This window comes from Georgenia phoenicis, from assembly GCF_047302425.1.
GTDB lineage: Bacteria > Actinomycetota > Actinomycetes > Actinomycetales > Actinomycetaceae > Oceanitalea.
In genome coordinates this window covers 534,032-547,841 of sequence record NZ_CP154855.1, presented here as the reverse complement: position 1 = coordinate 547,841, position 13,810 = coordinate 534,032, and the positions used below count along the sequence as shown (strand labels likewise).

The window sequence follows — 13,810 nt, the reverse complement described above, 5'->3', positions numbered from 1 at the left end:
CCTACTGGGACGCGCGGCCGGACCACGGCTCCTTGGCCCGCACCCGCGCCCACACGACCTTGCCCGCGGGGGTGGGGCGCCAGCCCCACTCGGCGAGCCGGGCGATGATGTGCAGCCCGAAGCCGCCCACGCGTCCCACGCGCCCCTCGCGCAGCACCGGCGGGCTCGGGTTGGCGTCCTCGACCTCGATGCGCAGGCCGTCCCCGGTGTCCCGCAGGCGCAGGTCGACCCGCCCCCAGCCGTGCATGACGGCGTTGGCGACGAGCTCGGAGGCGACGAGCTCCGCGGCGGCGGTGTCCTCGATGTCCCAGGCCTCGCACGCGCGCAGCACGGCGTGGCGGGCGCGCGCGATGGTCTGCGGGTCCATCGGCATCTGCCAGCGTCGCTCGCGGGGCCCGGACCACGTGTGGGTCGGGTCGGCGGCGGGGTCGGGCACGCGGACGACGACGACGGCGATGTCGTCCTCCGGCGCGTCGGCGAGCTCCTGGAGGAGCTCCTCCCCGATCCCGGCGGCGTCGGGCGCGTCGATCTGCTCGGCGGCCGTGACGAGCGCGGCGACGCCGTCGCGCATGGAGCGGTCGCGCCGCTCGACGAGACCGTCGGTGTAGAAGATGAGGACGTCGCCGGGCCGGGCGACGGCGTGGCCGGTGTGGCGCGGCCGCCCGCCGAAGCCGACGAGCGGGCCGTTGGCGCCCTCGAGCTGGGTGGCCCGCCCTTCGCTCACGTGGACGACGGGCAGGTGCCCGGCGCGGGAGTAGGCGATGTCCCACGCCTCCCCGCTGGGCCGCGGGTGGAGGGTGGCGTAGACGAAGGAGGCCGGGCGCGCGATCCGCATGCTCGCCACGAGCCGGTCGACGCGGCCCAGGACCTTGCCCGGCTCGACGAACTCGGCGGCGTAGGCGCGCACGACCGAGCGCAGCTGCCCCATCGCCGCGGCGGCCTCGACGTCGTGCCCGACGACGTCGCCGACGACGACGCCGACCCGCCCCTCGCCCATGTCGAGGACGTCGTACCAGTCCCCGCCGACCTGGGCGTGCTCCGAGCTGGGTGAGTAGTAGCTCCACACGTCCACGCCCTCGACGTGGCTCTGCTCGGGGAGCATGGCGCGCTGGAGCGTCTCCGCCAGGCGGTGCTCGCGGTCGTAGAGCTGGAGATTGTCCATGGCCATGCCGACGCGCCGGGCCACGAGCTCGAGGACGGTCGTCAGCTCCCCGGGCGGCAGGGCGCGCTCGTCGGTCTCCGGGTCCGGCGGGCGCACGGCGAGGACGGCGAGCACCGCCTTGCGCCCGAGGACGGGCAGCAGCCACAGGGGACCGTCGTCTGGCGCGGTCTCGTCCTGCGTGACGAGGGCGTTGAGCTCACCGGTGAGGGTGCCCTCCTCCGCCGGCTGGCGCGGGTCCACGACGACGGTCTGCATCCGGGTGTCGAGGAAGAGGCCGACGACGGGGTCGGGGATCCCGCCGCGCAGCCGGGCCTGGCGGCGCAGGTCGCGGCGGTGGTAGGAGATCCCGGCGAGGTCGGTGACCTTCTGCAGCTGGGTGCCGTCCGCGTAGAAGGCCGCCCACGGGACGATGCGTCGCACGAGGAGGGCGGAGATCTCCGTCAGCGCGGTCGCGGGGTCGACGTCGGCGAGGATGTCGGAGACCCGGGCGACGAGGCTGAGGCCGCGCTGGGCGCGCTCCTCGGCCGCGGCCCGCTCCTCGGCGAGGACCGCGGAGGCGAGCTCCTCGCTCGCGTCGCGCACGGTGACCAGCCAGCGGTCCCGGCCCTCGGCGCCCGGGCCCAGCGGGCTGAAGGAGACCGTCGCGCGGTAGGAGCCGCCGTCCCGCCGGGGGACGGAGCGGACGACCGCGAAGGGCAGTCCTGCGGCGAGCGCCTCGCGCAGCGCCGTCGTGTCCTCCCCACCGGCGGCGAGGCTGGGCGCGAGGTCCTGCAGCTCGGTGGCCGAGTACCCGGTCACCTCGGTGAGCGAGGGGCTCACCCACACGACACGGGACTCCTCGCCGACGTCGAGGACAAAGGTCGGGTCGGGCAGCGCCTCGAGGAGGTGGTCCGAGCGGACGCTGAGCGTCTCGGGCAGCTCGCGGACCGCGCTGGGAGGAGGGGTCGGAGACGCCACCGGTGCGGGCACGCCGCGATCCGGTTCGGTCATGTTGTCTCTCCGATCGTCCTGAGTCTCCTAGGATGCCGTGGAGGACGTTCCGGCGCGAGCCGCCGGACAAGCAGAAGGAGAGCCTGTGCGCGACGACACTTCGAGAACCGGCCGTGGTCACGATGCCGGGACGGCCTCGGTCATGGTGGCACAGGGGCGCACCCGTCTTGTGCTCTCGGGCGAGATCGACGTGGCCCTCAGCAGCGAGCTCACCGAGGCGGTCTCCGAGGCGGAGTCCTCGCGCAACCCGGTGGAGATCGACGCCCGGCACGTGACCTTCATGGACTCCTCCGGCGTGGCGCTGCTGGCACGCCTCGCGCACCGCACCCCCGGGCCGCTGACGATGATCAAGCCCCCGGACGTCGTGCGCTTCCTCCTCGACATCACCCGCCTGGGCGACGTCGTGACGATCGTCGAGGAGGACCCCGGCTTCCCCGAGCCCGCAGGCCCGGGCGACGACGCCGCCTGAGGACAGCAGAAAGGCCCGCCGGCAGCTGCCGGCGGGCCTTTCTCGGTGGTGCGTCAGGCCATCTTCGTGCCGGCCGAGCGCAGCTGCTGGCAGGCCTCGACGACGCGGGCGGCCATGCCGGCCTCCGCGGCCTTGCCCCAGGCGCGGGGGTCGTAGGCCTTCTTGTTGCCGACGTCGCCGTCGATCTTGAGCACGCCGTCGTAGTTGCGGAACATGTGCTCGACGACGGGACGCGTGAAGGCGTACTGGGTGTCGGTGTCGACGTTCATCTTGATGACGCCGTTGTCGACGGCGAGGGCGATCTCCTCGGCCGTGGAGCCGGACCCGCCGTGGAAGACGAGGTCGAAGGGCGACTCCTTGCCGATCTCCTGGCCGACGACCCGCTGGATCTCGCCGAGGATCTCCGGGCGGAGCTTGACCGCGCCCGGCTTGTACACGCCGTGGACGTTGCCGAAGGTGAGGGCGGTGAGGTAACGGCCCTTCTCGCCGGCGCCGAGGGCGCGCACGGTGGCGAGGCCGTCCTCGGGGGTGGTGTAGAGCTTCTCGTTGATCTCGGCCTCGTGGCCGTCCTCCTCGCCGCCGACGACGCCGACCTCGATCTCGAGGATCGTGCGCGCCTTCTGGGAGAGCTCGAGGAGCTCCTCGGCGATGACGAGGTTCTCCTCCAGCGGGACGGTCGAGCCGTCGAACATGTGCGACTGGAAGGTCGGGTTCTTGCCGGCGGCGACCTCCTCGGCCTCCATGGCGAGCAGCGGCTTCACCCAGGAGTCGAGGTTCTCCTTGACGCAGTGGTCGGTGTGCAGCGCGATGGTGACGCCGTAGTTCCTGGCGACCTCGTGGGCGTAGGCGGCCAGGGCCCGGGTGCCGGTGACGCGGTCCTTGATCGTCGAGCCGGAGGCGTACTCGCCACCGCCGACGGAGACCTGGATGATGCCGTCGCTCTCGGCCTCGGCGAAACCGCGGATCGCGGCGGTCACCGTCTGGGACGAGGTGATGTTGATGGCCGGGTAGGCGAACTTGCCCGCCTTCGCCCTGTCGAGCATCTCGTTGTAGGACTCGGGGGTTGCGATGGGCACGGAATGCCTCCTGTGGATAGACGCGGCGATACGCCTAGATTGTGTCATGCCCGGACTCGGCCGGACCGGGACGTCCGACCTGCGGCCCGTGCTGCAGGATCCACGAGTACATCGCCACCGCGGCGGCCGCCCCGACGTTGAGGGACCGGGTGGAGCCGTACTGGGTGATGTGGAGGATCTCCGCACACGCGGCCCGCGCCTGCGCCGACAGCCCGCCGGACTCCTGGCCGAAGAGGAGGACGGCGCGCTCGGGCAGCGGCCGGTGCTCGAGGGGCAGGGACCCGGGGACGTTGTCGATGCCGATGACCGGCAGCCCCTCGTCCCGCGCCCACGCGAGGAGCCCGGCGACGTCGTCGTGGTGGTGCAGGTGCTGGTAGCGGTCGGTGACCATCGCCCCGCGGCGGTTCCACCGCCGTCGCCCGACGATGTGGACGGCGGCGACGGCGAAGGCGTTGGCCGTGCGGACGACCGAGCCGATGTTGAAGTCGTGACCGAGGTTCTCGATCGCCACGTGGAGGGGGTGGCGGCGGGAGTCGATGTCCTCGACGATCGCCTCGAGCCGCCAGTAGCGGTACTCGTCGACGACGTTACGCCGGTCCCCCGCGGCGAGGAGCTCGGGGTCGAGGCGCGGGTCCTGCGGCCACGCGTCCGGGCCGCCGGGCCAGGGCCCGACGCCGACCTCCTCGCTCAAGCGTCGCGCTGCGGGTCGTAGCCCCCGCGCTGCCCGCCGAAGGAGGGGCCGCCGTCGGTGGGGACGGCGGGGCCGGGCGCCTCGCCGGCGGTGAAGTGGACCGAGGGGACGGCGCGGACCGCGGGGTCGTTGGCCTCGAAGTACTCCGCGCGCCGGAAGGAGAACATGTTGGCGATGATGTTCGGCGGGAAGGTCTCGATCTTCGTGTTGAGCTCGCGCACGTTGGCGTTGTAGAACCGCCGGCCCGCGGCGATGCGGTCCTCGGTGTTGGTGAGCTCGGCCTGGAGGTCGGCGAAGTTCTCCGAGGAGCGCAGCTGCGGGTAGTTCTCGGCGACGGCGAAGAGGCGGCTGAGCGCGCCGCTCAGGGCGTTCTCGCTCTGGGCCTGCTGCGCGGGCCCGACCCCGCCGCCGGCCGCGGCCGCCCGGGCGCGGGTGACCTCGTCGAAGACCTCCCGCTCCTGGGCGGCGTAGCCCCGGACGGTCTCGACGAGGTTGGGCACGAGGGAGTGGCGGCGGTGGAGCTCGACGTCGATCTGCCGCCAGGCCTCCTGGACGAGGTTGCGCAGCCGGATGAGCCCGTTGTACGTCGCGATCGCCCAGATGGCGACGGCGACGACGATGGCGGCCAGGACGACGAGCACGACGAGCATCTCCACGGGCTCAGCCTGTCACAGGAGGGCCCCTCCGACCCGCCGGTCTCAGCGTTGGTCCAGTCCGAGGTCCGCGAGGCCGAGGGCGGCGAGGTAGCGCACGCCGGCCTCCTCGACGCGCTCGCGCGCACCGGTGTCGCGGTCGACGACGACGGCGGCGCCCACGACCTCGGCGCCCGCCTCGCGCAGCGCCTCGATCGCGGTGAGGAGGCTGCCGCCGGTGGTCGAGGTGTCCTCGACGGCGACGACGCGGCGTCCGGCGACGTCGGGACCCTCGACGCGCCGCTGCAGCCCGTGGGCCTTGGCCTCCTTGCGCACGACGCAGGCGTCGACCGTGAGGCCGCGGGAGGCGGCGGCGTGGAGGATCGCCGTGGCGACGGGGTCGGCGCCCATGGTGAGCCCGCCGACGGCGTCGACCTCCTCAGGGCCGAGCCCGGCCTCCTCGAGGAGGTCGAGCATGACGTGCCCGACGAGCGGCGCGGCGGCGTGGTGGAGGGTGACGCGGCGCATGTCGACGTAGTGGTCGGAGGTCCGGCCGCTGGCGAGGGTCACCTCGCCGCGGATGACCGCGAGCTCACGGACGTGCTGGGCCAGGGCGCTGCGCAGGGAGTCGTTGGGGGAGGTCACGGCTGCAGGGTACCGGCCGATACCCTCGCCCCATGCGCCTGGCCACGTGGAACGTCAACTCCGTCCGCACCCGGGTCGACCGGGTGCTGGCCTTCCTCGAGCGGTCCGGCACCGACGTCCTGGCCCTGCAGGAGACGAAGTGCCGGGACGACCAGTTCCCCCTCCTGCCCTTCGAGGCGGCCGGCTACCACGTCGCGCACCACGGGCTGAGCCAGTGGAACGGGGTCGCCGTCGTCTCCCAGTTGCCGGTGGAGGACGTCGAGGTCGGCTTCCCGGGCATGCCGACGTGGGGCGAGCCCGCCGCCGCCGAGGCCCGCGCCCTGGGCGCGACGGTCGACGGCGTGCGGGTGTGGAGCCTGTACGTGCCCAACGGCCGCACCCTGGACGACCCGCACTACCAGTACAAGCTCGACTGGCTGGCCGCGCTGCGCGACGCCGCCCAGGGCTGGCTCACCGTCGACCCGGCGGCCCAGGCGGCGCTCGTCGGGGACTGGAACGTCGCCCCGCGCGACGAGGACGTGTGGGACCCGGCCGCCTTCGTCGGCGCCACCCACGTCTCCCCGCCCGAGCGTGCGGCGCTCGACGCGCTCGCGGAGGCCGGCTTCGCGGAGGTCACCCGCGAGCACACCCCCGGCGCCTACACCTACTGGGACTACCAGCGCCTGCGCTTCCCCCGCAACGAGGGCATGCGCATCGACCTCGTCCACGCCTCCCCGGCGCTCGCGGCGCGGGTGACCGGCGCCCACGTCGACCGCAACGAGCGGAAGGGCAAGGGGGCCAGCGACCACGTGCCCGTCGTCGTCGACCTCGACTGAGGGGACCGCTCAGCCGCGCGGGGGGACCCAGCTCGGGGCGAGCGGGATCTCGGTGCGGTGGTGCTCCCACGTGCGCCACCACTCCTCGGCACCCTCGGGGAGGCGCTCGGCCGGCACCCGGCGGAGCAGGTCGCGCAGCTCGTACTTGAGGCCCGCGATCTCGGCGACCCGCTCGAGCCGCGCGGCCTCGGCGACGTCCGCCGCGAAGGCCGCCTCCTCGGTGTGCCAGATGCGCCGGCGCAGGAGGACGAGCTCACGGGTGACGGCCTGCTCCTCGGCGCTCGCCCCGAGGACCGCCTCCGCCGCGCGCACGTAGCCGTAGTCCATGGCGAGGGAGACGAGACCGGGCTCGATCGTCAGGGTGTCGTGGACGTCGAACTCCGGCTCGACGACGACGGCGCCCGCGGCCCGGGCCTGGACCACCTCGTCGCGCTGCACCTCGTCGGTCATGATCGCCGTCGTCGTCCGCATGAGGATGGCGAGCATGTCCTTGTCGTCGTAGGAGTCCTCGCGGCGCAGACCCGAGGGCCCGGCGACGACGGCGTAGCACGTGTCGACCCCGAGGTGGGCCATCGCGACGTCCGCGGGCAGGGACTCCCGCACCCCGCCGTCGACGTAGTTCTCCTCCCCCAGCCGCACCGGCGGGAAGACCATGGGGATGGCGCAGGAGGCGCGGACCGCCTCGACGAGGTCGACCGGCTCGCCCTCCAGGGGGCGGTTGTCGCGGTCGACGAGCGTGCCGTCCTCGGTGACGTAGCGCAGCTCGCCGCTCTCGAGGGCGACGACGGCGATGCGCAGGGTGACGCCGGACGCCGCCACGGCGTCGGGGCGGAAGACCTCCGGGTCGACGAGACGGTCGACGATGGGGCCGGGGCGGTACATCGACCGCTCCCGGCGGGCCCCGTCGACGATCGCCTCGAGGTCCGCGCTGGCGCGGCCCATCGTCCGCAGCATGTCGATCGACTCGAGGAAGCGGCCGGCGCCGGACACAGGGGCGTCGGTGGGACGCCCTGCCTGCTCGGTGTCCGCGGCCCGCTCACCGGCGGGCTCGCCCTCCGGGGTGAGACGGCTGGGCGGGGCCGGGACGGGCGGGTGGTCGACGGGCGGGTGGTCCGCCTCGGGCTCCTCCGCCCCGGGCCGGTGAGCGCGGCGGCCGTCGCCGTTCGCGCTGCGGACGACGCGCTCGGCCGCCGTCGAGATCTCGTCGCGCAGCACGGCCACCCGCTTGAAGGAGCGGCCGAGCGCGCCCTGGCGCTGCCGGCGGCGCTCGAGGGCCTCGGCCCACACCGGGCCGCGCTCGCGCAGCCGGCTGAACCAGGGCAGCTCCTCGAACATGTCCGAGGAGTCGCTCATCCCCCGCCACAGCTCCTCGAGGCGGTCGAGGGCCGCGCGCTGCCCGTCCTGCTCGGCGGACTGCGCGAGGACGGCGGCGAGGATCGAGCCCGCCGAGGTGCCGGTGATGACCGTGGGCGTGATGCCCGCGCGGTCGTAGAGGTAGCGCAGCGCACCGAGCTGGAAGCTGGAGCGCGCACCGCCACCGCTGAGGACGAGGCCGACGACGGGAGGCATGGCAGCAGGTTAGTGCGGGCGCTCAGCCCAGGTCGGTGAGGACCGCGTCGGACAGGCCTGGCCACAGCTGCGCCGCCCACTCCCCGAAGGACTGCGCGCCGAGGAAGGCGGTGGCGAGCCCGGCCCGCGGGTCGACCCACAGGAAGCTGCCGGACTGGCCGAAGTGGCCGTAGGTCTCGGGCGAGTTCGCGCTGCCGGTCCAGTGCGGCGACTTCGTCCCGCGGATCTCGAAGCCCAGGCCCCAGTCGTTGGGGTCCTGGCGCCCGAAGCCCGGCAGCACGCCGGGCAGGCCGGGCAGCTGGACGGTGGCGGCCTCGGCGAGGAGCTCGGCGTCGAGCACGGTGGGGGCGAGCAGCTCGCGGCCGAGGGCGGCGAGGTCCTCGGCGCTGCCGCGTGCGCCGTGCGCCGGCGAGCCGGCGAGGACGACGGTGCTCAGCCCGAGCGGCACGAGCACGGTGTCCTCGAGCCAGTCCGCGAAGTCCGTGCCGGTCGCCTCGGCGACGTGGTCGGCGACGATCTCCATGCCGCGGTTGCTGTAGATGCGCCGGCGGCCGGGGGCCGAGAGGACGTCGTCGGAGTCCATCGCCACGCCCGAGGCGTGGGCGAGCAGGTGCCGCACCGTGGCGCCGTCCGGCCCGGCGGGCTCGTCGAGGTCGACGAGGTGGCGCGAGACGGCGACGAGCGTGGCCGTCGCCGTCAGCAGCTTCGTCACCGAGGCCCACGGGAAGGACTCCTGCGCCGCCCCGTGGGTCAGCCGCACGCCGTCGGCGTCGGTGACGACGACGGCGTGTGGGAAGTCCGGCAGCTCCACCTGGTCGAAAGCGCTCATGCCTCCCAGGGTGCCACCTGTGGACGGACCGGGTGTCCCCAGCCCCCGGAAGAACTCCGCTCTCGGCGAGAGGGTTACCCCCTCCCGCCGAGAGCGGAGTTGTTACTGGACGGCGACGGCGGTGCCGGCGTCGACGGTGAGGACGAGGCCGCCGTCGGGGCCGCGGTCCACCGTGACGGTCGCGCCGTCAGCGACCTCGCCGCCGAGCATCAGCTTGGCGAGCTGGTCCCCGATCTCGCGCTGGACGAGGCGTCGCAGCGGCCGGGCACCGTAGGCCGGGTCGTACCCCTCGAAGGCGAGCCACTCGGCAGCCGCCGCGGTGACGTCGAGGGTGATCCGGCGCTCGGCGAGCCGGTCGCGCAGCCGCGCGACCTGCAGCTCGACGATCGAGCTCAGCTCCTCGAGCGTGAGCGCGTCGAAGATGACGATGTCGTCGAGCCGGTTGAGGAACTCCGGCTTGAAGGAGGCCCGCACCGCCGTCATCACCGACTCCCGCTTGGCCTCGTCGGACAGCGTCTGGTCCACGAGGAACTGGGAGCCAAGGTTCGAGGTGAGGACGAGGATGACGTTGCGGAAGTCCACCGTGCGGCCCTGACCGTCGGTGAGGCGGCCGTCGTCGAGCACCTGGAGGAGGATGTCGAAGACCTCGGGGTGGGCCTTCTCCACCTCGTCGAGCAGGACGACGGAGTAGGGCCGGCGGCGGACCGCCTCGGTGAGCTGGCCGCCCTCCTCGTAGCCGACGTAGCCCGGAGGGGCACCGACCAGCCGCGAGACCGAGTGCTTCTCGGAGTACTCGCTCATGTCGATGCGCACGATCGCGCGCTCGTCGTCGAAGAGGAAGTCCGCGAGGGACTTGGCCAGCTCGGTCTTGCCCACGCCGGTGGGGCCGAGGAAGAGGAAGGAGCCGGTGGGCCGGTCGGGGTCGGCCAGGCCGGCCCGCGAGCGCCGCACGGCGTCGGACACGGCCTGCACGGCCCGCTTCTGCCCGATGAGCCGCTGCCCGAGGACGTCCTCCATGCGCAGCAGCTTCTCGGTCTCCCCCTCGAGGAGCCGCCCGACCGGGATGCCGGTCCACGCGGCGACGACCTCGGCGACCTCGTCGGCGGAGACGCGGTCGGCGATCATCGGGGCGTCGGTGGGCTGGGTGGCCTCGGCGGCCTCCGCGTCGCGGATCTCCCGCTCGACGGCGGGGATCTCGCCGTAGCGCAGGCGCCCGGCGTCCTCGTAGCGGCCCTCGCGCTCGGCGCGGTCCGCCTCGGTGCGCAGGGAGTCGAGGCGCTGCTTGAGGTCACCGATGCGGTTGTGGCCGGCCTTCTCCGCCTCCCACCGGGCGGTGAGGGCGGCGAGCTCCTCGGAGCGGTCGGCGAGCTCGGCGCGCAGCCGCTCGAGGCGCTCCTGGGAGGCCGGGTCGTCGGCGTCGGCGGACTCGAGGAGGTAGGCCTCCTCCATCCGCAGCCGCTCGACGGAGCGGCGCAGCGCGTCGACCTCCTCCGGGGAGGAGTCGAGCTCCATGCGCAGGCGGGAGGCGGCCTCGTCGACGAGGTCGATGGCCTTGTCCGGCAGCTGACGCCCGCTGATGTAGCGGTCGGAGAGGGTCGCCGCGGCGACGAGCGCGCCGTCGGAGATCGTCACCTGGTGGTGGGCCTCGTACTTGGGCGCGATGCCACGCAGGATCGTCACGGTGTCCTCGACGGAGGGCTCCCCGACGAAGACCTGCTGGAAGCGGCGCTCCAGGGCCGGGTCCTTCTCGACGTGCTCGCGGAACTCGTCGAGCGTCGTGGCGCCGACCATCCGCAGCTCACCGCGGGCGAGCATGGGCTTGAGCATGTTGCCCGCGTCCATCGAGCCCTCGGCGGCCCCGGCACCGACGACGGTGTGGAGCTCGTCGATGAAGGTGACGACCTCGCCGTCGGAGTCCTTGATCTCCTGGAGGACGGCCTTGAGGCGCTCCTCGAACTCGCCGCGGTACTTCGCGCCGGCGACCATCGAGCCGAGGTCGAGGGCGATGAGGCGCTTGTCGCGCAGCGACTCAGGGACGTCCCCGTTGACGATGCGCTGGGCCAGGCCCTCGACGACGGCGGTCTTGCCGACGCCGGGCTCACCGATGAGGACGGGGTTGTTCTTCGTGCGGCGGGAGAGGACCTGGACGACGCGGCGGATCTCGGCGTCCCGGCCGATGACCGGGTCGAGACGGCCCTCGCGGGCGGCGGCGGTGAGGTCCTGGCCGTACTTCTCCAGGGCGTTGTAGGTGCCCTCGGGGTCGGCGCTCGTCACGCGGCCGGAGCCACGGACGGTGGGCAGGGCGTCGAGGAGTGCCTCGCGGTCGGCGCCGAGGTCGCGCAGCACCTGGCCGGCGGGGCTCTCGCTGCGCGCGAGGGCGAGCAGGAGGTGCTCGGTCGAGACGAACTCGTCGCCGAGCGCGGTGGCCTCCTCCCCCGCGTGGGTGATGACAGCCATCATCGGGCGGGAGGGCGAGGGCTGGGCGACGGAGGAGCCGGAGGCACCGGGGAGTGCGGCGGCGGCCGCCCGGGCACGCTCGACGATCTCCGCGCGGTTCGCGCCCACGGCGTCGACGAGGGCGGGGGCGACCCCGCCGGGCTGCTCGAGCAGGGCGACGAGCACGTGGACCGGCTCGAGCTGGGGGTTGCCGGCCGTCGCGGCCGCGCGCATCGCGGAGGCGATCGCCTCCTGCGACTTGGTCGTCAGCTTGTCCATCAAGACCTCCGGGTGAGTTCAGGTTCTGCTGAGTTCAACACCGCAGGGTTGAGTCTATTCCGCTCAAGTCTCTCCCCGCACCTCTTGCGACCACCGACGAGATGCGGCCGGCGGCCGCGGCGCGCACGATCACCTCCCGACCAGATGAGGAGTCACCATGTCGACACTTCCTCCGCCCGGCCCCGGCCCCGGCGGTCCCGCTGTCCCGCCGGGTGAGCCGGTCCCCTCCCAGGAGCCCGCGGCCCCGCTCGCCGACCCGCCACCCCCGGGCCAGCCGCCCACCGCGCCGCCGAGCGCGCCGGACCCCGAGCCGCCGAGCGAGTCCCCCGGCCCGCCTCCGCTGGAGCCGCCGGACTGAGGCTCGGCTTCCGGATCCCGCCACAACCGGCGCTTATGACAGCGCGGGCTCGGCGAGTCGTCGGCGTGTCGCGTCGGCCCAGCAGCCTTTGTGGCGAGATCCGTGGCTGAGTCTGAGGCTCGGCCCGGCTCAGGCCGGCTCGACCGGGCCCGTGGGCCAGGGGTCGGCCTCCTCGAGCGCGGCAGCCAGACCGAGGAGCAGCTCCTCGTCTCCCAGCCGCGTCGCGCCGAGCTGGACGCCGACCGGCAGCGTGACGCCGTCGACCTCGGCCCGGTGGAGGGGCACCGCGATGGCCGGGGCGCCGAGCATGTTCCACGGGCTCGTCCACGGCGTGAAGGCCTTCTGCGCCTCGAAGTCCGCCCCGGGGTCGGCGTCGTTGCGCATGCCACCGATGAGCGGCGCGGGTGTCGCGAGCGCCGGCGTGAGGACGACGTCGAGGTCCGCCCACACCGCGGCCGCCGAGCGCGCCAGGCGCTGGACCGAGGCGACGGCGGCCGCGTAGTCGACCCCCGAGTACTGCCTCCCCTGCTCACGCATCCACCGGGTGAGGGGCACGAGCAGGTCCTCCGCCTCCGGCGGGACCGGGGCGGACAGTGCCCCGACGGCCCACAGCGGGTTGAACGCGTCCCACTCCTCGGGGCTGAAGGGCACCTGCGTCGTCGTCACCGTGTGCCCCATCCCCTCGAGGAGCCGGACGGCACGGTCGACGGCGGCGAGGGAGCTCTCGTGGACCGGCGCCTCGTGGACGTTGACCGGCTGGGTGAGGACCCCGACGCGCAGCCGCCGCGGCGGACGGTCGCAGGCCTCGAGGAACGAGGACCGGGGACCGGGCAGGAGGTAGTGGTCGCCCGGCCACGGCCGGGACAGGACGTCGAGGAAGGCCGCAGTGTCACGCACCGTGCGGGTGACGACGCCGTCGACGGTGAGCCCGGCGCCGTCGACGCCGAGCGGGCCCTTGGAGACGCGCCCGCGGCTGGCCTTGAGCCCGACGAGACCGCACGCCGCGGCGGGGATGCGGATGGAGCCGCCACCGTCACTGGCGTGCGCCGCGGGGACGATGCCTGCGGCAACCGCCGCGGCCGCCCCGCCCGAGGAGCCGCCGGCGCTGCGGCGCGGGTCCCAGGGGCTGCGGGCCGGGGCCGCGACGTCGGGCTCGGTGTAGGAGGGCAGGCCGAGCTCGGGCGTCGTCGTCTTGCCCACCATGAGGGTGCCGGCCTCGCGCAGGCGGATGGTGACGCCGTCGTCGGCGGGGGCGATGAAGCCACGCAGGGCGGCGCTGCCCGCCTCGAAGGGCTGGCCCGCCACCATCGCGAGGTCCTTGACCGGCACCGGGACGCCGAGGAAGGGCGGCAGCTCCCCGCCCTCGCGCAGCCGGCGGGTGGCTGCGGCTGCCTGCTCGCGGGCGAGCTCGGGGGTGAGGTGGGCGAAGGCGCCGACGGCCGGCCCGAGCCGCTCGGCGCGCTCGAGGGTGTGCTCGACGACGTCGTCGGGGCTGAGCTCGCCGCTGTGGACGGCGGCGGCGAGGTCCAGGGCGCTGAGCTCGTGGATGTCACTCATCGCTCGAGGCTATCGACTCCTCGCGTTGCGGGTCCGGGCGGCGGGGAGCACTGTCTGAGGACGAGCCGCGACCCGGCGGCGCGAACGGAAGGGGAGACCGAGCATGGGTATCGGCGACAAGGCCAAGGACGCCCTCGGCGACGAGCAGAAGACCGACGCCGCCCTCGACAAGGCGGGCGACGCGGCCGACTCCAAGACCGGCGGCAAGCACGGCGACAAGATCGACAAGGCGCAGGACGCGGCCGACAAGAAGATCGGCAGCGAGTGACCCGCGGACGGCCGGGCTCCCCGCACGGGGGCCC

General features: G+C 74.0%; 13 protein-coding genes. 4 read left to right on the top strand and 9 right to left on the bottom strand.

Annotation, left to right across the window (positions count from 1 at the left end; translation table 11 throughout):
• Position 1: 1 nt before the first annotated feature.
• Positions 2–2,152: a SpoIIE family protein phosphatase gene (locus AA0005_RS02735; protein ID WP_413451898.1), complete on the bottom strand. Its 2,151-nt coding sequence runs from the start codon at positions 2,150–2,152 to the stop codon at positions 2–4.
• An 85-nt stretch (positions 2,153–2,237) separates the two neighbouring features.
• Here AA0005_RS02735 and AA0005_RS02730 point away from each other — a divergent pair, with 85 nt between their 5' ends.
• Complete coding sequence (locus AA0005_RS02730; RefSeq protein WP_413451897.1) at positions 2,238–2,621, top strand: STAS domain-containing protein; 384 nt, start codon at positions 2,238–2,240, stop codon at positions 2,619–2,621.
• A gap of 53 nt (positions 2,622–2,674) precedes the next feature.
• Here AA0005_RS02730 and fbaA read toward each other — a convergent pair whose 3' ends face one another.
• The 4 genes from fbaA to pyrE are packed head-to-tail and all read right to left on the bottom strand — an operon-like array spanning position 2,675 to position 5,665.
• Positions 2,675–3,697, bottom strand: a complete 1,023-nt coding sequence (gene fbaA / locus AA0005_RS02725) for a class II fructose-bisphosphate aldolase (protein ID WP_413451896.1) — start codon at positions 3,695–3,697, stop codon at positions 2,675–2,677.
• Between the two features lie 34 nt (positions 3,698–3,731).
• The gene (locus AA0005_RS02720) at positions 3,732–4,388 is read right to left on the bottom strand and encodes a TrmH family RNA methyltransferase (RefSeq protein ID WP_413451895.1); all 657 of its coding nucleotides are present in this window, start codon (positions 4,386–4,388) and stop codon (positions 3,732–3,734) included.
• On the bottom strand, positions 4,385–5,038 hold the full coding sequence (locus AA0005_RS02715) for a LemA family protein (RefSeq protein ID WP_413453053.1): 654 nt from the start codon (positions 5,036–5,038) through the stop codon (positions 4,385–4,387). Before AA0005_RS02715 ends, AA0005_RS02720 begins: the two co-directional genes overlap by 4 nt.
• 48 nt (positions 5,039–5,086) lie before the next feature.
• Positions 5,087–5,665 (bottom strand): orotate phosphoribosyltransferase, encoded by a 579-nt coding sequence (gene pyrE / locus AA0005_RS02710; protein WP_413451894.1) that lies wholly within the window; start codon positions 5,663–5,665, stop codon positions 5,087–5,089.
• Positions 5,666–5,697: 32 nt separating this feature from the next.
• Between pyrE and AA0005_RS02705 the strand changes: the two genes are divergently transcribed.
• Positions 5,698–6,480 (top strand): exodeoxyribonuclease III, encoded by a 783-nt coding sequence (locus AA0005_RS02705; protein ID WP_413451893.1) that lies wholly within the window; start codon positions 5,698–5,700, stop codon positions 6,478–6,480.
• Between the two features lie 9 nt (positions 6,481–6,489).
• Here AA0005_RS02705 and AA0005_RS02700 read toward each other — a convergent pair whose 3' ends face one another.
• From AA0005_RS02700 to clpB, 3 genes are all read right to left on the bottom strand, one after another.
• A complete protein-coding gene (locus AA0005_RS02700; RefSeq protein ID WP_413451892.1) occupies positions 6,490–8,049 on the bottom strand; it encodes a patatin-like phospholipase family protein in 1,560 nt (519 codons plus the stop codon).
• A 22-nt stretch (positions 8,050–8,071) separates the two neighbouring features.
• On the bottom strand, positions 8,072–8,878 hold the full coding sequence (locus tag AA0005_RS02695) for a serine hydrolase domain-containing protein (protein WP_413451891.1): 807 nt from the start codon (positions 8,876–8,878) through the stop codon (positions 8,072–8,074).
• A 102-nt stretch (positions 8,879–8,980) separates the two neighbouring features.
• The gene (gene clpB / locus AA0005_RS02690; protein ID WP_413451890.1) at positions 8,981–11,593 is read right to left on the bottom strand and encodes an ATP-dependent chaperone ClpB; all 2,613 of its coding nucleotides are present in this window, start codon (positions 11,591–11,593) and stop codon (positions 8,981–8,983) included.
• Positions 11,594–11,750: 157 nt separating this feature from the next.
• Between clpB and AA0005_RS02685 the strand changes: the two genes are divergently transcribed.
• On the top strand, positions 11,751–11,951 hold the full coding sequence (locus AA0005_RS02685) for a hypothetical protein (RefSeq protein ID WP_413451889.1): 201 nt from the start codon (positions 11,751–11,753) through the stop codon (positions 11,949–11,951).
• A gap of 129 nt (positions 11,952–12,080) precedes the next feature.
• Here AA0005_RS02685 and AA0005_RS02680 read toward each other — a convergent pair whose 3' ends face one another.
• The gene (locus AA0005_RS02680; protein WP_413451888.1) at positions 12,081–13,508 is read right to left on the bottom strand and encodes an amidase; all 1,428 of its coding nucleotides are present in this window, start codon (positions 13,506–13,508) and stop codon (positions 12,081–12,083) included.
• A gap of 103 nt (positions 13,509–13,611) precedes the next feature.
• Here AA0005_RS02680 and AA0005_RS02675 point away from each other — a divergent pair, with 103 nt between their 5' ends.
• Positions 13,612–13,776 (top strand): antitoxin, encoded by a 165-nt coding sequence (locus AA0005_RS02675; RefSeq protein WP_413451887.1) that lies wholly within the window; start codon positions 13,612–13,614, stop codon positions 13,774–13,776.
• Positions 13,777–13,810 lie beyond the last annotated feature (34 nt).